This window comes from Streptomyces sp. NPDC043427 (assembly GCF_056436655.1).
In genome coordinates this window covers 61,546-81,815 of sequence record NZ_JBWKCC010000035.1, presented here as the reverse complement: position 1 = coordinate 81,815, position 20,270 = coordinate 61,546, and the positions used below count along the sequence as shown (strand labels likewise).

The window sequence follows — 20,270 nt, the reverse complement described above, 5'->3', positions numbered from 1 at the left end:
CAGGTCCCAGTGCTGTGACCGGAAAGGTTCACCGGCTCGCGACGCCCGGCACACCTAGATCCCGGCCGCGCGTGCCTTCTCGAACACCTCGGCGGCGACGTCCTTGAGTTCCTGGGCGTCGCGGGTGGAGCCCTGGAGGTCGATCAGGATCTCGTCGAGGCCGACCTCGGCGTGTGCGGCCAGGTCCTCGACGATCTGGTCGACGCCGCCCTGGAAGGGCTGACGGTCGGAGCCGTCGTAACCCCCGGCCAGGTAGTGCGGGTTGGCGCGCAGGACCGTCTGGATCGGCTCCGTGCGTCCGCGCTCGGCGGCCAGGTCCTGGAGCCGCTTCCACTGCTTGGCGAGCGCCTCGGCGCCCATGCCCACCGGCATCCAGCCGTCGGCGCTGTCGACCAGCCGGCGCCGGGCCTTCGGTGAGCTCGCCGCCAGCAGGATCGGGATCGGCCGGGCGGGCTTCGGCCCGACGACGGCCGACGCGATCCTCGTGACGTGCCCGTCGTACGACACGGGGTCCGGGCCCCAGACGGCTCGGCACACCTCGATCAGCTCGTCCAGGGCCTGGCCGCGCTCCTCGAAGGGCCGTACGGAGGCGGCCGCGTACTCGTCGAGTGACCAGCCGGTGCCGAGGCCCGCGACCACGCGGCCGCCGCTCGCCGCGTCCAGGGTCGCCAGGGCCTTGGCGAGCTGGAACGGTACGTGCAGCGGGGCGACCAGCACGCTCGTGCCCAGCCGGGCCCGCTCGGTGGCCGCGGCGGCGAGCGTGAGGGTGACCAGGGGCTCGGCCACACCGCGGTAGGCGTCCGGCCAGGGCAGGCCCTCGATGCCGTACAGGCCCTGGGTGGCGGGCTCCGGGAACAGGGCGCGCTCGTACACCCAGAGGCTCTCGTAGCCGATGCGCTCGGCGGCGCGCGCCACGTCGGGCACGTCGCGTCCGAGGTCGTACTGCTTGTTCTGAGGGAGGCCGAGTCCCAGTCTGGTCGCCATGCCCACCGCTCCTTCGACAGATGGTCACTTCCTGTCGAACGTACAACTTTCATCCAGTAGTTCGAGCGGTCATGCGCTGGAATCGGCCACCCGTCGGGTGGATCAGTCGGGCAGTGGCGTGAGCAGCATGCGTCCCGCGAAACCGACCGCCGCGTCGAGGCGATCGGTGAAGTCCGCGGCGAGGTCGGGCAGTCGGCGCAGCGCCCACAGTGCTCGCGCCGCCGCCCAGGTGGCGTCCCGGGCACGCTCCAGGCTCCACGAGCCGAGCAGATGGGTGAGCGGGTCGGCGATCTGGAGGAGGTCGGGGCCCGGCATCAGATCTTCGCGGATGCGCTCCTCCAGCGAGACGAGGAGATCGCCCACGCGGTCGAACTCGTCCTCCAGGTCGGCGGGTTCGCAGTCCAACGTACGACAGGCGTCCACGACGGCGAGCGCCAGGTCGTGCCCGATGTGCGCGTTGATGCCCGCCATGGCGAACTGCAGCGGTCGTACCCCGGGGTGACGACGGAACTGGAACAGGGGCCGCCAACAGGCCGGTGGGCGACGCTCGTTCGCCACCGCGTCGACGGCCGCGAGGTACCGCTCCGCGAACCGTACGTCCAGCGCGATCGCGGCCCGGGCGCTGTCGAAGCGGCCCGCGTCGATGTGCCGGTCGACCTCCTCGGTCACGGCGAGGTAGACGCGGTTGAAGACCGCGATCCCGTCCCGCTCGGGCAGGCCGGCGGCCAGGGCGCGCATGCGGGACACGACGGTGTCCACCGAGTCCACGCATGGGGTGAACTGTTCCGATTGCGGCATGACGGCAGGGTCGCAGCCCTACGCTGATCCGGGTGCCGGCGGGCCCGACGCTTCCCCAGAACGGGGGAACGCGCCCGCCGTGGGGGAGGGGATCACCACCGTGTCAGGCTTACGTGCCCAGCGTCTTGCCGCACGCCGAGCCGAACGCAGGCGTGCCGTCCGGCGCGGCGCGATGGTCGCGGCGTCGTCGGTCGTGGTCGCGGTCGCCACCGTGACCGGGACGCTGTCCGCGCTCGACGACGGGCGCGGGTCCGACCAGGCCGCGCCGGACGTGACCGTGAGTCGCTCGGCGCGCCCGGAGTCGTTCCCGGTCCCGCCGTCGGCGTCACCCTCGACCTCGCCCACCGTCTCTCCGTCGCCCTCCGTCTCGCGTTCGCACACGACGAAGAGGGCGAGCGCCACGCCGTCGGCCACCGCGACCAGGACGGAGGCACGGTCCGCCGCTGTCTCCCCGCCTCTGTACCGCCATCCCGCCTCCCAGGTCCTCGACTGGGTCGGCGCCCATCCCGACGACCCGCGCCGCGAGGTCATCAGGTCCCTCATCGCGGACCGGCCGGCGGCGGTGTGGTTCGCCGACTTCTCGCCCGCGACCATCACCGCACGGATCCGCGCGGTCACCGCGGCCGGTTCGGTCCAGGGCCGGGTGCCCGTCGTCGTCGCGTACGCGATCCCGGGCCGTGACTGCGGCGGCGCCTCCCAGGGCGGGGCGCCGGACCTGGACGCCTACGACCGCTGGATCGACGCCTTCGCCGCCGGGCTGGGCTCCGGCGAGGTCGTCGTCATCCTGGAGCCCGACTCCGTCGCCCAGTCCGAGTGCCTCGGGGCCGGCCCGCGCGCCGACCGGTTCGCCTCGCTGGCCCGCGCGGGCCGCGTCCTGAAGGCCGCCGACCCGAAGGCGCGGGTCTACTACGACGCCGGGCACTCCGGCTGGAACGCGCCCGCGCAGCAGGCGGCCTGGCTGAAGCAGGCCGGCGCCGCCTCGCCCGCCTCCTCCGACGGCATCTTCAGCAACGTCTCCAACTTCCACTACACGGCCGACGAGATCGCCTACGACCGACAGGTCCTCGACGCCCTCGGCGGCCCGGCGAGCCTCGGCGCCGTCATCGACACCAGCCGCAACGGCAACGGCGCCCCGGCCGACGGCGAGTGGTGCGACCCGGCCGGGCGGAGGATCGGCCAGGCGCCCACGCTGAACACCGGCCAGGTACGCATCGACGCCTACCTGTGGGTGAAGCTGCCGGGGGAGTCGGACGGCTGCAAGGGAACGCCGGGCGCGTTCTCGCCGTCGTACGCCTACGACTTGGCGCGCGGAGCCTCGTCGTCGTAGGAGCTGGTGCCCTCGTCGAGGAGCGGCTGCTGCGTCTTGAGGTGGGCCGGGGCGAAGGCGCGCAGGGCGTGGTAGCCGGTGATGACGACCAGGGTGCCCAGGGCGATGCCGCTGAGGGAGAAGGTGTCGGTGAACTTCATGGTGACGTTGCCGACGCCGATGATGATGCCCGCCGCGGCCGGCACCAGGTTCAGCGGATTGCGCAGGTCCACCTCGGCGTTGAGCCAGATCTGGGCGCCGAGCAGGCCGATCATGCCGTACAGGATGACGGTGATGCCGCCGAGGACACCGCCCGGGATCGCGGCCACGACCGCGCCGAACTTGGGGCAGAGGCCGAAGAGCAGGGCGAAGCCCGCGGCGGCCCAGTACGCGGCCGTCGAGTAGACGCGGGTCGCGGCCATCACGCCGATGTTCTCGGAGTACGTCGTGTTGGGCGGGCCGCCCACCGCGGTGGACAGCACGGAGCCGATGCCGTCGGCCGAGATCGCCGTACCGAGCTTGTCGTCGAGCGGGTCGCCGGTCATCTCGCCGACCGCCTTGACGTGCCCGGCGTTCTCCGCGACCAGCGCGATGACGACGGGCAGGGCGACCAGGATCGCGGACCACTCGAAGGACGGCCCGTGGAAGGACGGCAGGCCGATCCAGTCGGCGTGGCTCACACCGGACAGGTCGAGCCGCCAGTGATCGGTGACCTTGCCGCTGCCGTCCGCCGAGCGGATGCGGCCGAAGATCCGGTCGAACGCCCAGGAGACGCCATACCCGAACACCAGCCCGAGGAAGATCGCGACACGGGACCAGAAGCCGCGCAGGCAGACCACCGCCAGACCGGTGAACAGCATGACCAGCAGGGCGGTCCACTGGTCCTGCGGCCAGTACGTGGTGGCCGTCACCGGGGCGAGGTTGAAGCCGATCAGCATCACGACCGCGCCGGTGACGATCGGCGGCATGGCGGCGTGGATGATCCGTGCCCCGAAGCGCTGCACGGCGACACCGACCAGGAACAGCGCGACCCCGACGACGAGGACCGCGCCGGTCACGGTGGCGCTCGTCCCGCCCTGGGCGCGGATGACCGCCGCGACGCCGACGAACGAGAGCGAACAGCCCAGGTAGCTCGGCACCCGGCCGCGGGTCGCCAGCAGGAAGATCACGGTCGCAACGCCTGACATCATGATCGCGAGGTTCGGGTCCAGGCCCATGAGGACCGGAGCCACGAACGAGGCGCCGAACATGGCCACCACGTGCTGGGCGCCGAGCCCGACCGTGCGGGGCCAGGAGAGCCGTTCGTCGGGGCGGACCACGGCTCCGGGGGCCGGAGTGCGTCCGTCGCCGTGCAGTTTCCAGCGGACGCCAAGATCCATGGTGGGGTGTCGCTTTCGTCGTGCGGTCGGGCTTACGGGTCACCATTGTCGGGCGAAGGGGAAGGTGAGCCTCCGCCCAGGGGGCCCCCGCGCCGAGCCGGCCGCGCTGTCGAGCGACGGTTCAGGGCCGCGGGTCGGACACCTCCGCGCTCGGGCGACTGATCTTCGGACGGTCCCGGTCGCCGCTGCGCAGCACGCCCGCGAAGACCGCGAGCCCGCCGGCCAGCACCGTCACGAGACCGAACGACACCACCAGGCTGGTCACCTGCGCCAGCGTGCCGATCGCGCTCGGCGCGATCAGACCCGAGGTGTACGTGATGGTCGCCACGCCCGCGATGGCCAGGCTCGGGTTGGGCCCGCTGCGACCGGCCGCGGCGAAGCACAGCGGGACGACGACGGCGATGCCGAGGCCCATCAGCGCGAAGCCGCCCATGGCGACAGCCGGATGGTTCGCCACGACGATCAGCGCACCGCCGAGGACCGCGAGGACACCGCTCACCCGGACCGTGCGCACCGAGCCGTACCGGTCCACCACCCTGTCGCCCGCGATCCGGGCGATCGCCATCGTGAGCGTGAAGCCCGTCGTGCAGGCGGCCGCGAGACCGGCGGAGGCCTCCAACTGGTCGCGCAGGTACACCGCGGACCAGTCCAGGCTCGCGCCCTCCGCGAAGACCGCGCAGAAGCCGACCGCGCCGATGAGCAGCGCCGACCGGGGCGGCAGGGCGAACCGGGGCGGCGGCTCCTCGTCCTCGGCGGGCTGCAGATCCAGCACCCACGAACACGCGCCCACGCCGAGGAGGGTCAACACGGCGGCCGCCAGGGCGTGGTGGAGCCGGGCGTCGGAGCCCAGGTGTGCGGCGAGGGTGCCCGCCGCCGAGCCGATCAGGGCGCCCGCGCTCCACATGCCGTGCAGACCGGACATGATCGACCGGCCCAGACGGGTCTCGACCTCGACGCCGAGCGCGTTCATCGCGACGTCCGCCATACCGGCCGTCGCCCCGTAGACGAACAGGGCCAGGCAGAGCGTGAGCAGATTCGGGGCGAGGGACGGCAGCACCAACGCCACGGTCCACAGGGCGATCAGTCCGCGCAGGGCGTTGCGGGCGCCGAAGCGGTGGCTGACGCTGCCCGCGAGCGGCATCGCCACGGACGCGCCGAACGCGGGGAAGGCGAGGGCGATGCCCAACTGGCCCGCGCTCACCGAGGCGTGGTCCTGGATCCACGGCACGCGGGTGGCGAACGACCCGGTGACGGCGCCGTGCACGGCGAACACGGCCGCCACGGCGTACCGGGCGCGCCTCACCTCACGTTGCTCGTAGACCACTCCACTCATTCTCCGGCCCCTCCCCGGTAAGTGTCCGACCCGCTCTCCGACGGCGGCCTCGCGTAAACTATCAGGAACCCTGCCTGATAGATAGGCATCGGGTGGACATCGGGCGCGGAGTCGTACCGCGCCGCCGATCTGGGAGGATTCCCGGCATGCCCGCATCCCCGAGCACCGCCCGGGCCATCAACGACCGGCTCGCCCTGCGGCTGTTGCAGCAGGAAGGCCCGCTGACGGCAGGGCAGTTGAAGCAGCTGACCGGCCTGTCCCGGCCGACGGTCGCCGACCTCGTCGAGCGCCTCACCGCCGCCGGTCTGATCGAGGTCGTCGGCGAGGCGGGGGAGCAGCGCCGGGGGCCGAACGCGAAGCTGTACGGCATAGTCGCCGACCGGGCCCATCTGGCGGCCCTGGACGTGCGCACCGAGGGCGTCTCCGTGGTCGTGTCCGACCTGCTCGGCCGGGGGCTCGCCGAGGCGTCCGTGCCGATCGGCGACGACGCGGGGACGGGGCCCGCCGTGGAGCAGGCGGTGGCCCTGGTCGAGCGCGTGGTGAAGGAGGCCGGGGCCGACCGCCTGCACACCGTCGGCCTCGGCGCACCCGGCCTCATCGACCCCGCGAGCGGCGAACTCCGCGACTCCCCGGGGCTGCCCGCGTGGCACCGCCGCCTGGTGGCCGCCCTCCAGGAACGGCTTCCGCAGGCCCGCGTCATCGTCGAGAACGAGACCAACCTCGCGGCCCTGGCGGAGCAGCGCGAGGGCGCCGCCCGCGACCGCGACACTTTCGTCCTCCTCTGGCTGGGCCACGGCACGGGCGCGGCGGTCGTCCTCGACGGCCGGCTGAGGCGGGGGGCCTCCGGCGGCACCGGCGAGATCGGGTTCCTGCCGGTGCCGGGGACAGCCGGGCTCCCGTCGGCCACGGACTGCGAGGGGGGCTTCTACTCGCTGGCGGGGTCGGGGGCCATCGGGGAGCTGGCGGGGCGCTTCGGGGTGCGGGTGGAGGAGACGGGCGCGACGGCGGGGAGGGGACCGGTGGGGGCGGGGGCGGTGCGGGGGGCCGTGGACGTCGTAGGGAGTGCGGGGGCCCGGACTGCGGCTGAAGCCGGGGCGGGTATCGGGGATGAGGCTGATCCGGTGGGCGAGGCGGCGGCGGAGCCAGGTCGGCTCGCCGATACGGACGCGGGCGCCCAGGCCGACCCCGGTGTCCCTGCGGACGCCGAGGCCGCCCCGGACCCGGTGCTCGACATCGAGGCCGCCGACCGCTTCCTGGACGCTCTCGCCGACCGGCTCGCCATAGGCGTCGCTTCCGTCGTCGCGGTCCTGGACCCGGGGTGCGTGGTGCTCGGCGGCGAGACGGGGCAGGCCGGGGGAGAGCTGCTCGCCGCCCGGGTCGAGGAGCGGGTCCGTCGGATGTCGCCGCTGGCCACGGAGGTGCGGCCGAGCGTCCTGGGTGGTGGCGCCGTGCTCCGCGGCGCACTGCTGACGGCGCGGGAGGCCGCCCAGGAGGAACTGTTCGCACCGCCGGAGCGCTAGGGCCTCTCGTTTGGATCAGGCCCCGCTCCCTGATCCGGCCTGATCCAAACGAAAGACCCTAGCGGCCCCCGGCCCCGCACCCACGCTGCCCTCCCGCAAGCACCCCGGATCCCCCGCCCAGCCTCACCCCCGCCCGAACCGCCGCTCCAGGTACTCCTCGAACGTCCCCTTCCCCACCGCCTGTTCCGGCGTCAGATGACCTCCGTCCCGGAAACCCCGGTAAGCCGCACCCCACAGCGGCACCTGCGTGACCACCCGACGTCGGCCCGCCGCCGCGAGGTACGCCTGGGCCAGGGACTGCAACGTCCGCACCTCGGGTCCGCCCATGTCGTCGGCACGGCCCACCGGCGCTCCCGTCGCCAGTTCCGCCAGACGCGCCGCGACCTCCCGCACCTCGATCGGCTGGTCCCGGACGCCGGCCGGCAGGGGCATCACCGGTGACTTGGCCAGCCCCTGGAACACCTGGACGAGCAGATCGTGGAACTGGGTCGTCCGCAGGACCGTCCAGCCCAGCCCCGACTCCTCGATCAGCCGCTCCACGGTGTGCTTGGTGCGGTAGTAGCCGAACGGCACCCGGTCGACGCCGACGATCGAGATGTAGACGAGATGGCCCACCTGCGCCCGCCGCGCCGCCGCGACGAGGTTGGTCGCCGCCCGCTCGTCACCGCCACGGGGCGTGCTCGCGCAGTGGATGATCGTGTCCACCCCCTCGACGGCCGCGTCCAGCCCGCTCCCGCCCTCACGCAGGTCCACGGCGTACGGCTGGGTGTGCCGGCTGAGTACCCGCACCTCGTGCCCGTCCGCGCGCAGCCGCTCTGTGACGAGCCGGCCGAGCGTTCCGGTGCCGCCGGTCACCAGGATCGTGGTCATGGTCCTCGGTCCCTCCGAACATCGGGCGTGTGGAACGCCCCCCCGTCAGCTGAGACCGAACAGACCCGCGCGATGTGACAACGCCGCCTACGGCCGCCCGAGCTGACGCCGTACGAAGTCCAGCTTGTCCGGGTTCACGACGGCCCGCATCCCTACGATCAGCCCGTCGCGGTACTCGAACGCCAGCACACCGATCAGCGTGTCGTCCGCCCACGCCGCCAGCCCGCTCGCGCCATTGATCTCGACCACCGAGAAGCCCCAGTCGGCCGCGTATTTCTGCACCGCGCCCACCAGGAACCGGACGACCTTCTCGCTCCCCTCGATCGGCCGCCGGGCCGCGCTGACCCTGCCGCCACCGTCGCTCCACCAGGTCGCATCGGCCGCGAGCAGTTTCTCGAGGCCGGCCATGTCGCCGTCCCGGGCCGCCGTGATGAAGGACGTCACGAGCTCCTCCTGCCGCTCGGGAGGGGGGCGCGAACCGGCTCTCGGACGCCGCCACCCGCTCCACCGCCCGCCGGTACAGCTGACGGGAGTTGGCCTCGGAGAGGTCCAGCACCCCGGCGATCTCCCGGTGGCCGTACCCGAACGCCTCCCGCAGCACGTACACCGCGCGCTCGGTCGGCGTCAGCCGCTCCAGCAGCACCAGGACCGCCAACGACACGGCGTCGCGCCGCTCGGCGGACTCCAAAGGGCCGAGCGTGCCGTCGGAGGTGAGCACCGGCTCCGGCAGCCAGTCCCCGACGTACTGTTCGCGCCGTGCGCGGGCGGAGGTCAGCCGGGTGAGACAGAGGTTCGTGACGACCTTCGCGAGCCAGGCCGCGAGGTTCTCGATGCCGGCGCGGTCGACCCCGCTGAACCGCAGATACGCGTCCTGGACCGTGTCCTCGGCCTCGTCGGCGGAGCCCAGCATCCGGTAGGCCAGGCCGAACAGGCGGGAGCGGTGGCTCTCGAACTCCTCGGCGCCGACGGTCGTCATGCCTGCACCCTGCCAGAACGGCACCGGCACAACGGCACCGGGGGCCAGGGGTCAACGCAGGTGCGGCAGTGCCACGCTCAGGAAGTCCAGCGACACGTTCTGTGAGCCACCCCACATCGTTCGCCCGTATGGACGTCGATCAGCCGTGGCACACTTGCCATGTACCAGAAGCAGCGCACTCCGGGGTCGGTGAAAGTCCGAACCGGCGGTTACAGTCCGCGACCCGGTCGCTTCCAGCGACCGGTTGACCAGGTGAAATTCCTGGACCGACGGTTAAAGTCCGGATGGGAGGCAGTGCGCGGCGGGCGGGCATTCCTGCGCGCCGCCGTCCATGCTCGTCCACGTGGACGAGTCTGTCCGGCGACGCCCCGGTGCCGGTTCGTACATTCTGTCGTCATCGACAGCCCCGGAGTCCGTGCCCCAAGAGGCAGGAGGACCCGGGAGTGTTCACCGGAATCGTCGAAGAGCTGGGTGAGGTCACCGCCGTCGAGAACCTCGGCGACGCCGCCCGCTTCCGGCTGCGCGGCCCCGTCGTCACCGACGGCGCGAAGCACGGCGACTCCATCGCCGTCAACGGGGTCTGTCTCACGGTCGTCGAGCACGAGGGCGACGAGTTCACCGCCGACGTCATGGCGGAAACCCTCAAACGCTCCAGCCTCGGCGCCCTCGCCGTCGGCTCCCGGGTCAACCTCGAACGCCCCACCGCGGTCGGCGCCCGCCTCGGCGGACACATCGTCCAGGGCCACGTCGACGGCACCGGTCACGTCCTGGAGCGCACACCCTCCGAGCACTGGGAGCTCGTGAAGATCTCGCTCCCGGCCGACCTCTCCCGGTACGTGGTCGAGAAGGGTTCCATCACGGTCGACGGCATCAGCCTCACCGTCGTCGAGGCCGGCCCCGACCACTTCACCGTCAGCCTCATCCCCACCACCCTCGACCTGACCACCCTCGGCGTGAAGCAGAGCGGCGACCCGGTCAACCTCGAGGTGGACATCGTCGCCAAGTACGTCGAGCGCCTGCTCTCGACGACCACGGGTTAGGGGGCGGCTCAGTGAACTGGCTGAACTCCGAGGCGTTCACCCTCCTCGACCAGCACATCCTCTGGTCGGACATGATCGGCAACATCCTCGGCCTGATCACCCTCGCCCTGGGCTGGCGCCGCTCCCTGTGGACCTGGCCGGTGCAGTTCCTCTCCGGCCTCATCCTCTTCGGCGCCTTCTTCGGCCACCTGACCGGCAGCGCGGGCAAGCAGGTCGTCGTCATGGTCGTCGCGCTGTACGGCTGGTGGCAGTGGAACCGCGGCAAGGACCAGTCCGAGGACGGCCACATCACCCCGCGCTTCGCCACTTGGCGCGAACGCGCCGCGATGGCAGGCGCCGCCGCCGTCGGCACCGTCGCCGTGGCCCTCCTCTTCAAGGCCTACCCGAGCCTGTCCTGGGACCCCTGGCCCGACGCCTACATCTTCGTCGGCACCATCGTCGCCATGTACGCCCAGGCCCGCGGCATGGTCGAGTTCTGGTTCGCCTGGCTGCTCGTCGACCTCGTCGGCGTCCCCCTGAACTTCGCCAACGGCTACGCCTTCTCCGGTTTCGTCTACGTCATCTACGGCGCGCTCGTCCTGTGGGGCATGCGCGACTGGTGGCTGCGCTCCCGCAAGGGCGCGCGGCCCGCTCTGGAAGGAGCGCCGGCATGAGCGCGGCACCCGTTCTGTACAGCACCGAGGGCTACGCGGACCTCACCCTCGACCCGGTCGAGCAGGCCATCGCCGACATCGCGGCCGGCCGCCCGGTCGTGGTCGTCGACGACGAGGACCGCGAGAACGAGGGCGACCTCGTCATGGCCGCCGAGAAGGTCACCCCCGAGATCCTCGCCTTCATGATGAGCGAGTGCCGCGGCCTGATCTGCGCCCCCATGGAGGGCGAGGAACTCGACCGGCTCCGGCTCCCGCAGATGGTCGACGACAACACCGAGTCGATGAAGACCGCGTTCACCGTCTCCGTCGACGCCTCCGCCGCGCACGGCGTGACCACCGGCATCTCCGCCTCCGACCGCGCCACCACCCTCCAGCTCCTCGCCAGCGGCATCGCCGAACCCGACGACCTCGTCCGCCCCGGTCACATCTTCCCGCTGCGCGCCAAGCCCGGCGGCGTGCTCGCGCGCGACGGCCACACCGAGGCCGCCGTCGACCTCGCCCGCCTCGCGGGCCTGCGCCCCGTCGGCACGATCGTCGAGATCGCAGGCGAGGACGGCAGCATGCTGCGCCTGCCCGAGCTGATCCCGTTCGCCCGCAAGCACGGCCTGACGATCATCTCCATCGAGGACCTGATCGCCTACCGCCGCTCCGCCGAGCCGACGGTCCGCCGCGAGGCCGAGACCCGGCTGCCCACCGTGCACGGCACCTTCACCGCGTACGGCTACCGCTCCACCGTCGACGGCGTCGAGCACGTCGCCCTCGTCCACGGCGAGATCGGCGACGGCGAGGACGTCGTCGTCCGCGTCCACTCCGAATGCCTCACCGGAGACATCTTCGGCTCCGCCCGCTGCGACTGCGGCCCCCAGCTCGACACCGCCCTCCAGCGCATCCAGGCCGAGGGCCGGGGCGTGGTGGTCTACCTGCGCGGACACGAGGGCCGGGGCATCGGCCTGCTGTCCAAACTGAGGGCGTACGAGCTTCAGGAGCAGGGCCACGACACCCTCGACGCCAACCTGGAGCTGGGCCTGCCCGCCGACGCCCGTGACTACGCGGCCGGCGCGCAGATCCTCGAGGACCTCGGCGTGCGCAGCGTCCGGCTGATGACCAACAACCCCGAGAAGACGGACGCGCTCGTCCGGCACGGCCTGAAGGTCTCGGCCCGCGAGCCGATGCCCGTCCAGGCGGGCGAGCACAACATCCGCTACCTGCGCACCAAGCGGGACCGGATGGGACACGACCTGCCCTGGCTGGACACGGCCACCGTGTCGCCCTGCGGCAACCAGTAAGAACAGGACTGAGGAGAGACGTGAGCGGCAAGGGTGCACCGGAACTGTCCGTACGCAACGTCGGAGACCTGCGGGTCGCCGTCATCGCGGCACAGTGGCACGAGAAGGTGATGGACGGTCTGGTCAACGGCGCCCTGCGCGCCCTGCACGAGCTGGGGATCGACGAGCCGACCCTGCTCCGGGTCCCCGGCAGCTTCGAGCTCCCGGTGGTCGCCAAGGTCCTCGCGGGCCGCGGCTACGACGCGATCGTCGCCCTCGGCGTCGTCATCCGGGGCGGCACCCCCCACTTCGACTACGTGTGCCAAGGCGTCACCCAGGGCCTCACCCAGGTCTCCATCGACACCGGCGTCCCCGTCGGCTTCGGCGTGCTGACCTGCGACACCGAGGAACAGGCCCTGGACCGCGCGGGCATCGAGGGCTCGAACGAGGACAAGGGACACGAGGCGGTGACGGCGGCGGTGGCGACCGCGGCCACCCTCCGCTCAGTATCTGAACCCTGGCGCTGAGGGATGTCCTTTTACGCGTAGGGTGGGACCACCATGTCCAAGAAGACGTTCGAGGAGCTCTTCACCGAGCTCCAGCACAAGGCCGCCCACGGCGATCCCGCCACCTCCCGCACCGCCGAACTCGTCGGCAAGGGCGTCCATGCCATCGGCAAGAAGGTCGTAGAAGAGGCCGCCGAGGTCTGGATGGCCGCCGAGTACGAGGGCAAGGAGGCCGCGGCCGAGGAGATCTCGCAGCTGCTGTACCACGTCCAGGTGATGATGGTCGCCCGCGGAATCTCCCTCGACGACGTCTACGCCCACCTGTAAAACCCGTTCCAGAGACATCCCGCTCGAAAACATCACGCGAAGGAAGCCGACCTCATGCTGCGCATCGCCGTCCCCAACAAGGGTTCCCTGTCAGGCCCTGCGGCGGAGATGCTGCATGAGGCCGGCTACCAGCAGCGCCGCGAGTCCAAGGAACTGCGGATCGTCGACCCGGAGAACGAGGTCGAGTTCTTCTACCTCCGCCCCCGCGACATCGCCATCTACGTCTCCTCCGGCCGCCTCGACATCGGCATCACCGGACGCGACCTGCTCATCGACTCCGGTGCCAACGCCGAGGAGATCCTCCCGCTCGGCTTCGCCCGCTCCACCTTCCGCTACGCCGCCAAGCCGGGCACGGCCAACAGCGTCGAGGACCTCAACGGCCGGACGGTCGCCACCTCCTACGAGGGCATCGTCGCCAAGCACCTGGCCGACCAGGGCATCGACGCCTCCGTCGTCCACCTCGACGGCGCCGTCGAGACCGCCATAGAGCTCGGTGTCGCCGAGGTCATCGCCGACGTCGTGGAGACCGGCACCTCCCTGCGCAACGCGGGCCTGGAGGTCTTCGGCGAGCCCATCATGAAGTCCGAGGCCATCGTGATCCGCCGCACCGGCGCGGACACGGAAGAGGCCGCTGAGCCGAAGGTTCAGCAGTTCCTGCGCCGCCTCCAGGGCGTCCTGGTCGCCCGGACGTACGTGATGATGGACTACGACTGCCGTGTCGAGCAGTTGGAGAAGGCCGTCGCGCTCACGCCGGGCCTGGAGTCCCCGACCGTCTCACCGCTGCACAACGAGGGCTGGGTCGCCGTCCGCGCCATGGTTCCCGCCAAGGAGGCCCAGCGGATCATGGACGACCTGTACGACATCGGCGCCCGGGCCATCCTCACCACGGCCATCCACGCCTGCCGCCTCTGACCGGGGGCCGTAGACCGATGTCCGATCTGCCCACCCTGCCCGTCACTTTCCGGCCGGGCCGCACTCGTGTGGTCCTGCTCACCGCCGGGGTCGCGATCTTCGTGGTGATCGCCGCCATCGCGCTGCTCCTCGAGCAGCTCGGTCCGGGAGAGCGCCTCAGCTTCATCGTCACCGGGGCCCTCATCTTCGGGGTGCTGGCCATGCTCGCCCGGGTGAAGGTCGTCGCCGACGAGTCCGGCGTCACCGTCGTGAACATCGCCAGCAGGCGGCGCCTGGCCTGGGCGGAGATCCTCCGGGTGAACCTCCGACCGGGTGACCCCTGGGTCTTCCTCGACCTCAGCGACGGCACCAGCCTGCCCGCGATCGGCATCCAGCCCGGCATCGCCAAACAGCGTGCCATCGCGGACGCGCGGACGCTGCGCGCCCTCGCCGAGGCCCGGTCCGTCCAGGACCCCGAGCAACATCGGGGCTGACTCAGGGCCGTCCACCCTGCCGCTCGGGCGGGTGTCTTGATTAATCTGGTGGGCGGAGGCGCGTTCCCGCGCCTCCGCTCCTGTCGTGCCGCCCGGCGCACAGGGGTAACTGCTATCCGAGGAGTGACCCTCTCCGGCGATGGACGGATCGTCCTGTAGTACCTGCGCCGCCCCCTCCCGACCCAGCACGGACCGCGCCGAGACGCGCGGCCACGCGGAGGCGGCGGCATCATGACCACCCCCCTGCTGCTCCTGGCAGCTGCGTTCCTGCTCATCCTCGCCAACGGCTTCTTCGTGGCCGCCGAGTTCGGCCTGGTGACGGTCGAGCGCCCGGACGCCGAGAAGGCCGCCGCCGAGGGCGACAAACGAGCCCGTACGGTCGTCGAGTCGCTGAGGGAGCTGTCCTTCCAGCTCTCCGGCACCCAGCTCGGCATCACCATCACCTCCCTCGTCGTCGGCATGCTCGCCGAACCGGCGCTCGCCGAGCTGCTGCACGGCCCCTTCACCGCCGTCGGCATCCCCGAGGGCGCCGTATCCGGTGTCGCTGTGGCCGTCGGCATGCTGCTGGCCTCCGCCGTCCAGATGGTGGTCGGCGAACTCGTGCCCAAGAACTGGGCGGTGTCCCGACCCCTCCAGGTCGCCCGTTTCGTGGCCGGCCCGCAGCACGCCTTCGCACGCCTGTTCCGCCCGGTCATCGCCGCCCTCAACGCGGTCGCCAACCGTCTGGTGCGGGCCATGGGCGTGGAGCCGACCGAGGAGCTGGCCTCCGCCCGTACCCCGGAGGAGCTCGTCTCCCTGGCCCGGCACTCGGCCCAGGCCGGCGCCCTCGAACAGGACACCGCCGACCTCTTCGTGCGGACGCTGTCCCTGGCCGAGCTGACCGCGCAGCACGTCATGACCCCACGCGTGAAGGTCAGCGCCCTGCAGTCGTCGGCGACGGCCGAGGACGTGGTCAACCTGACCCGCGCGACCGGCCTGTCCCGCTTCCCCGTCTACCGGGAGAAGATCGACGAGATCGTCGGCATGGTCCACCTCAAGGACGCCCTGGCCGTCCCCGTGTACGAACGGCTGCGCACCCCCGTCGACCGCATCGCCCGTCCCGCCCTGCTCGTCCCCGAGACGCTCCCGGTGCAGCCCCTGCTGGCCCGGCTGCGCAGCGAGCAGCCCATCGCGGTCGTCGTCGACGAGTACGGCGGCACGGCCGGTGTCGTCACCCTGGAGGACATCGTCGAGGAGATCGTCGGCGAGGTCCGCGACGAGCACGACGGGCAGGACGTGCCCGAACTCGCCGCGGTCCCGCCCGAGGACGGCAGGCTCGCCTGGGACGCCGACGGCAGCTGTCGCGTGGACATCCTCCAGCGCATAGGCCTCGACGTGCCCGAGGGGCCCTACGAGACCGTCGCCGGCCTGGTCGCCGACCTGCTCGGCCGCATCCCGGCCGTCGGCGACAGGACCGAACTGCCCGGCTGGCGGCTCACCGTGCGCCAGGTCGGCCACTACCGCGCCGAGCGGGTGCGGCTGGTCAGGACATCCCCCGTCGTGGTGGAGGCCGCCCGATGAGCGTGCTCCAACTCCTCTTCGCCGCGCTGCTCGTGCTGGCCAACGGGTTCTTCGTCGGCGCCGAGTTCGCACTCGTCTCCGTCCGCCGCAGCCAGATCGAACCCCTCGGCACCGCCCGCGCCCGCCAGGTCCTCTACGGTCTGGAGCGCCTGCCGCAGATGATGGCGGCGGCCCAGTTCGGCATCACGATCTGCTCACTGACCCTGGGCGCGGTCGCCGAGCCGACGGTGGCGCATCTGCTGGAGCCGGTCTTCGAGTGGATCCACCTCCCGCACGGCGTGATCCATCCCCTCGGGTACGTGATCGCGCTCGCCGCCGTGGTCTTCTTCCACCTCGTCATCGGCGAGATGGTCCCGAAGAACCTCGCGATGGCCGCACCGGAGAAGGCCGCGCTGTGGCTCAGCCCCGGCCTGGTCGCCTTCGCCCGCCTCTGCCGGCCGATCACCCTGGCCCTCGGCGCCGTCGCCCAGGGCATCCTGCGGCTCTTCAGCGTCGAGCCCAAGGACGAGGTCGAGGCCGTCTTCACCAGCGAACAGCTCAACCGGCTGGTGGAGGACTCGGGCCAGGCGGGACTGCTCGCCCCCGAGGAACAGGAACGCCTGGAGGACGCCCTCGAACTGGGCTCCCGCCCGGTGACGGACGTGCTCCTGCGCCGTGAGTCCCTGGTGACGGTGAGCCCCTCGGTCACGCCGGGCCAGATCGTCGCCCTCACCGCCCGCACCGGGTACTCCCGCTTCCCCGTCGCCACGGAGAACGGCGCCTTCATGGGCTACCTGCACGTGAAGGACGTACTCGACCTGGAGGACTCCGAACGGGCGGTGCCGCAGCAGATCTGGCGGCCGATGACGACGCTGCGGTCGGAGCTGCCCCTGGACGACGCCCTGACCGTCATGCGCCGAGCCGCCACCCACCTCGCGCAGGTGGCCGACGCATCAGGGAAGGTACTGGGTCTGGTCGCGCTGGAGGACGTACTGGAGCTGCTGGTCGGTGAGGTACGGGACCCGGCGCACAGGGAGGCGCCACGGGTGACGGAGCCGAGGGTGAGCGGGGAGCCGGAGGGTGCGTTGGCCGGCTGAGCTGTCGCCCTGCGCCGCTGCGGGTGCGGGTGGGCGGGTTTCGCTCGCCCGTGCTCGCGGGGTGGCCGCTGCGCCCACCCTCCCCCACTCTCGGCTTCGCTCGAGCGGGAGGGACCCCCATCGCCCCGGCGGCACGACTGCCCGCAGCTGTGCGGGTCCGCTCACATCGCCGACGGATCCTCCGGCCCCCGCCCCGACAGCACCTCTCCGTACGCCTGCATCAGATCCGGCAACCGCAAGGTGGACAAGTCGTCCCGGGTCAACGACCCCGGATAAGTCGACAACCGCAGATCCCGGTAGGCACAGCTCTTCTCGTACAGCGTCCGCAGAAACCGCCCGTTCCCCAACTCGTCGATCCACCCCTGCTCGACGACGTGCCCCGCGATGGAGCGCAACTCGTCCAACGCCTCCTCGTCCCACACGTCCCCGTTCTCCGTGGCGAGCACCTCACCGATCGAGGTGAGTTCGAGGGGCCGGTACGAAGGAAAGTCGACTCGGGTGGTGAAGCGGGAGGACAGCCCGGGGTTCGCGGCGAGGAGCCGGTCCATGCCCTCGGGATAGCCGGCGAGGATCACGACGAGGTGATCGCGGTTGTCCTCGGCCCGCTTGAGCAGTACCTGGAGCGCCTCGTCGCCGTACGCGTCCCCCTTGCCGTAGCCGGAGTTGGAGAGCGAGTACGCCTCGTCGACGAAGAGGACACCGCCGAGCGCGGAGTCGATCAGCTCGTTGGCCTTCACGGCCGTCTGGCCGAGGTACTCGCCGACGAGGTCGGCCCGCTGGGCCTCCACGAGATGGTCGCCGCCCAGCAGACCGAGGGCGTAGAAGACGCGGCCGAGGATGCGGGCCACCGTGGTCTTGCCGGTGCCGGAGGGGCCGGAGAAGACGAAGTGGCGCTTGGGCGGCTGCACCGGCAGCCCCTGCCCGGCCCGCAGCCGCGCCATGTTCAACTGTGCCGACAGGGCCTTGACCTGGCGTTTCACCGGTTCCAGCCCCACCATGCGCTCCAGTTCGGTGAGCGCCTCCTCCAGTAACTCGGGATCGGTGGGCCCGGCGGGCAGCGCCGAGGGTACGAGCGTCTTCTCGCGTACGGCCGGATCGGTGACCGACGGCAGGGGAGCGGTGGGTGGGAGGTCGGCGTCGGGGAGTCGCAGGTCGCGTCCCTCGCTGCCGAAGAGCGGGTCGAGGGTGTCCGGCCCGTCCGCGCTCTCCTGCCCCATTCCGGTGAGCGTGATCGCGGCGAGGCCGGCGGTGTCGTCGTAGCCGTCGCCCTCGGCGATCGCCGCGAGCCGGGCCGAGGTGTCCATGAAGGCGGGGTCGACCCGGTGCACCGCACGGTAGAGCGGCAGCGCGGCCGCGCTGCGGCCCGTGCCCTCGTGCGCCCGGGCCAGCCAGTAGCGCAGCTCCTTGCGCTGCGGCTGCTCGCTGCGGCACCGCATCAGGGCCGCCGACAGGAGGGGTTCGGCCTGCCGGTACATCTCCAGCCGGACCCGGGCCATGCCGCCGAACAGGCCGGCCTCGATGCCGAGCAGCGGGTCGTCGAGCAGCGGGTCGGTGTGCCGGACGAGCTGCTCCCAGTCCTTGACCAGGTAGGCGCGGCACGCGTGCAGGAAGCGGACATGGTGGTCGGCGTCCACCGGCGGCAGACCGGCCAGCGCGCGGTCCAGCTCGGGGACGTGGCGGCCGTCCAGCCAGTGCGAGGCGTGCGCGAGCAGCAGGTCACGCGGGCTCTCCAGGACGGGCTGCACCCACCAGCCCAGCCAGTACCAGGAGTTGAGCGTGCGGCGGTGCCGGGTGCGCTGTTCGCCGAAACGGTCCCGGTGGCGGAACATCCGCAGCAGCGCGGTCGTCGTGTCGACGCGCAGCGCGTGCAGGCCGAGCCAGCCGTCGGCCATCCCGGGATCGATCCGCACCGCGGTGCGGAACTCCTCTTCCGCCTGGGGATAGGCGCCCATCGTGTAGGCGTCCACACCTCGCACCCAGGCGAGGTCGGCCGGGGCCTCGGGGCCTTGCGTGCCGAAGTCCATCACGTCCCCCACAAACCGTGCCCCGTCGGTTGACCGCCGAGCCGTCACCCGTCGGCCGCCTTGATCGAACCGCCGTACCGCGGACCGGAGTTGCAACAGTGCGCGAAGCAGCCGTCCGTAGGTCGCACCGAGGGCATCGTACCCGTGGGGGCGTCGCCCGCCGAAGGGTGGCGTGCAGGTCGTTTGGCGAGGTGGGAGCGGACGGGGCGCCTGCGGCGTGGTGACCGAGGGTGAGCGAATCGCGCCGTCCGGCGCCGGGAAGAGCGGAAGAGGACAGAACGAAGCCCCCGATCACGGGGGAACAACCGGGGGCTTCGCGTCTTGGGGCGGCTTCGATTGCCGCACATTGAGAACGTAAGACCTGTACGGGCCCCCGGTCAAGCCGAGTTGAAGCACTCCGGCAAGTTGGCGGGCAAGTGCCTTCACAGGTTCACCACATTGCGGGCGGGTCGTCACGGTGAGTGATTTCCTGGTCCGGTCCAACGGTCCCAGCAGGCCCTGCAAGTACCTCGTACCCCTCGCTCAACTGCCGTACCAGAAGATCGGCATGGGGGCGGGAGGGGTCTTCGGCGAAGTGCCGCCGCTCCGCGCGGACCCACCCCGCCCAGAACTCGCGCTGCTCCTCCCCGTCCCGTGAGCGCCCCCGTTCCCAGGACTCCTCCGATGGCAGTTCCATCCACAACAGCTGCGCGAGATGCGGACGCAGGCTGCGCCGTCCGGCTCCGACCCCCTCGATGACCACGAAGGGGGCCGGCGGGAGCGCCCGCTCGGCGCCGAAGCGCCGGGCGCGCCAGTCGTAGGGGGAGTAGCGCGCCGTCTCGCCGCGGCCGAGCGGCTCGATCACCTGGCTCAGCAGGCGCGCGTCCCACGCGAACAGTTCGTCGTGGGTCGCGATGTCGTCGAGGTGCAGCACCGGGGCGTCGTCCAGCTCCCGCGCCAACTCTCCGGCGAACGTGCTCTTTCCGGATCCGGCGTGCCCGTCGACGCCGATCAGGCGGACCGGTCCACAGGACGGGGGGAGCCGGCGGAGCCGGGAGACGAGGGTGTCGATGGTGGTTCCCTGGGGTGCGGCGGGGCGGGCGGGTGGATTCTAGGGCGTGTGGCGGACGTCCCGTCGTCCGCCCGAAGGGCGGGCCCTGCGGCGTCCGGCACGTGCGATCGCAAGGCGGAGGGTCGCCCGCGTACTGGGCGTACGTGGGCGATCCCGACAACGCGGCGAGCGCGCGTGCCGGGCGTCGCAGGGCAGGCGGGACTTTCGCCACACGCCC

General features: G+C 71.8%; 19 protein-coding genes, 1 pseudogene and 1 riboswitch. Of the genes and pseudogenes, 11 read left to right on the top strand and 9 right to left on the bottom strand.

The window, feature by feature from the left end:
* Window positions 1-54 precede the first annotated feature (54 nt).
* Window positions 55-984 (bottom strand): LLM class F420-dependent oxidoreductase, encoded by a 930-nt coding sequence (locus AC067M_RS38580; RefSeq protein ID WP_478701665.1) that lies wholly within the window; start codon window positions 982-984, stop codon window positions 55-57.
* Window positions 985-1,086: 102 nt separating this feature from the next.
* On the bottom strand, window positions 1,087-1,782 hold the full coding sequence (locus AC067M_RS38575; RefSeq protein WP_478701664.1) for a DUF5995 family protein: 696 nt from the start codon (window positions 1,780-1,782) through the stop codon (window positions 1,087-1,089).
* Between the two features lie 172 nt (window positions 1,783-1,954).
* Here AC067M_RS38575 and AC067M_RS38570 point away from each other — a divergent pair, with 172 nt between their 5' ends.
* Window positions 1,955-3,109, top strand: a complete 1,155-nt coding sequence (locus tag AC067M_RS38570) for a glycoside hydrolase family 6 protein (RefSeq protein WP_478701694.1) — start codon at window positions 1,955-1,957, stop codon at window positions 3,107-3,109.
* On the opposite strand, the gene AC067M_RS38565 is transcribed toward AC067M_RS38570, so the two are convergent.
* Both AC067M_RS38565 and AC067M_RS38560 read right to left on the bottom strand, forming a co-directional pair.
* Window positions 3,076-4,467, bottom strand: coding sequence for a uracil-xanthine permease family protein (locus tag AC067M_RS38565; protein ID WP_478701663.1), 1,392 nt, complete (start codon window positions 4,465-4,467; stop codon window positions 3,076-3,078). The genes AC067M_RS38570 and AC067M_RS38565 overlap by 34 nt on opposite strands.
* Window positions 4,468-4,588: 121 nt before the next feature.
* Window positions 4,589-5,800, bottom strand: a complete 1,212-nt coding sequence (locus AC067M_RS38560) for an MFS transporter (RefSeq protein ID WP_478701662.1) — start codon at window positions 5,798-5,800, stop codon at window positions 4,589-4,591.
* A 146-nt stretch (window positions 5,801-5,946) separates the two neighbouring features.
* Between AC067M_RS38560 and AC067M_RS38555 the strand changes: the two genes are divergently transcribed.
* A complete protein-coding gene (locus tag AC067M_RS38555; RefSeq protein ID WP_478701661.1) occupies window positions 5,947-7,320 on the top strand; it encodes an ROK family transcriptional regulator in 1,374 nt (457 codons plus the stop codon).
* A 123-nt stretch (window positions 7,321-7,443) separates the two neighbouring features.
* Here the strand turns inward: AC067M_RS38555 and AC067M_RS38550 are convergent, their stop codons facing one another.
* The 3 genes and pseudogenes from AC067M_RS38550 to AC067M_RS38540 all read right to left on the bottom strand — a co-directional run.
* Complete coding sequence (locus tag AC067M_RS38550) at window positions 7,444-8,190, bottom strand: SDR family oxidoreductase (protein WP_478701660.1); 747 nt, start codon at window positions 8,188-8,190, stop codon at window positions 7,444-7,446.
* 87 nt (window positions 8,191-8,277) lie between these two features.
* The gene (locus AC067M_RS38545) at window positions 8,278-8,634 is read right to left on the bottom strand and encodes a sigma-70 family RNA polymerase sigma factor family protein (protein ID WP_478701696.1); all 357 of its coding nucleotides are present in this window, start codon (window positions 8,632-8,634) and stop codon (window positions 8,278-8,280) included.
* A gap of 112 nt (window positions 8,635-8,746) precedes the next feature.
* Window positions 8,747-9,100, bottom strand: a pseudogene (locus AC067M_RS38540) (sigma factor); the annotation flags it as partial.
* A gap of 237 nt (window positions 9,101-9,337) precedes the next feature.
* A riboswitch (FMN riboswitch) is annotated at window positions 9,338-9,468 on the top strand.
* Between the two features lie 141 nt (window positions 9,469-9,609).
* Here AC067M_RS38540 and AC067M_RS38535 point away from each other — a divergent pair.
* The 9 genes from AC067M_RS38535 (at window position 9,610) to AC067M_RS38495 (ending at window position 16,978) form a co-directional block, all read left to right on the top strand.
* Window positions 9,610-10,206 carry a riboflavin synthase gene (locus AC067M_RS38535; RefSeq protein ID WP_478701659.1) on the top strand — a complete coding sequence of 199 codons (597 nt, stop codon included), beginning with the start codon at window positions 9,610-9,612 and terminating at the stop codon, window positions 10,204-10,206.
* Window positions 10,207-10,217: 11 nt separating this feature from the next.
* Window positions 10,218-10,859 carry a nicotinamide riboside transporter PnuC gene (gene pnuC, locus AC067M_RS38530; RefSeq protein WP_478701658.1) on the top strand — a complete coding sequence of 214 codons (642 nt, stop codon included), beginning with the start codon at window positions 10,218-10,220 and terminating at the stop codon, window positions 10,857-10,859.
* Window positions 10,856-12,145 (top strand): bifunctional 3,4-dihydroxy-2-butanone-4-phosphate synthase/GTP cyclohydrolase II, encoded by a 1,290-nt coding sequence (locus AC067M_RS38525; protein ID WP_478701657.1) that lies wholly within the window; start codon window positions 10,856-10,858, stop codon window positions 12,143-12,145. Before pnuC ends, AC067M_RS38525 begins: the two co-directional genes overlap by 4 nt.
* 20 nt (window positions 12,146-12,165) lie before the next feature.
* The gene (ribH, locus tag AC067M_RS38520; RefSeq protein WP_133929551.1) at window positions 12,166-12,651 is read left to right on the top strand and encodes a 6,7-dimethyl-8-ribityllumazine synthase; all 486 of its coding nucleotides are present in this window, start codon (window positions 12,166-12,168) and stop codon (window positions 12,649-12,651) included.
* Between the two features lie 33 nt (window positions 12,652-12,684).
* Entirely contained in the window at window positions 12,685-12,957 is a 273-nt protein-coding gene (locus AC067M_RS38515) for a phosphoribosyl-ATP diphosphatase (protein ID WP_007491392.1), read from the top strand.
* 54 nt (window positions 12,958-13,011) lie between these two features.
* Window positions 13,012-13,869 carry an ATP phosphoribosyltransferase gene (hisG, locus tag AC067M_RS38510; RefSeq protein WP_478701656.1) on the top strand — a complete coding sequence of 286 codons (858 nt, stop codon included), beginning with the start codon at window positions 13,012-13,014 and terminating at the stop codon, window positions 13,867-13,869.
* Between the two features lie 17 nt (window positions 13,870-13,886).
* On the top strand, window positions 13,887-14,342 hold the full coding sequence (locus tag AC067M_RS38505) for a PH domain-containing protein (RefSeq protein ID WP_478701655.1): 456 nt from the start codon (window positions 13,887-13,889) through the stop codon (window positions 14,340-14,342).
* 231 nt (window positions 14,343-14,573) lie between these two features.
* Window positions 14,574-15,902 carry a hemolysin family protein gene (locus AC067M_RS38500; RefSeq protein ID WP_478701654.1) on the top strand — a complete coding sequence of 443 codons (1,329 nt, stop codon included), beginning with the start codon at window positions 14,574-14,576 and terminating at the stop codon, window positions 15,900-15,902.
* Window positions 15,899-16,978: a hemolysin family protein gene (locus AC067M_RS38495; RefSeq protein WP_478701653.1), complete on the top strand. Its 1,080-nt coding sequence runs from the start codon at window positions 15,899-15,901 to the stop codon at window positions 16,976-16,978. Before AC067M_RS38500 ends, AC067M_RS38495 begins: the two co-directional genes overlap by 4 nt.
* Before the next feature lie 161 nt (window positions 16,979-17,139).
* Here the strand turns inward: AC067M_RS38495 and AC067M_RS38490 are convergent, their stop codons facing one another.
* The gene (locus AC067M_RS38490) at window positions 17,140-19,002 is read right to left on the bottom strand and encodes an AAA family ATPase (RefSeq protein WP_478701652.1); all 1,863 of its coding nucleotides are present in this window, start codon (window positions 19,000-19,002) and stop codon (window positions 17,140-17,142) included.
* A gap of 430 nt (window positions 19,003-19,432) precedes the next feature.
* Window positions 19,433-20,053, bottom strand: a complete 621-nt coding sequence (locus AC067M_RS38485; protein WP_478701693.1) for a uridine kinase family protein — start codon at window positions 20,051-20,053, stop codon at window positions 19,433-19,435.
* Window positions 20,054-20,270 lie beyond the last annotated feature (217 nt).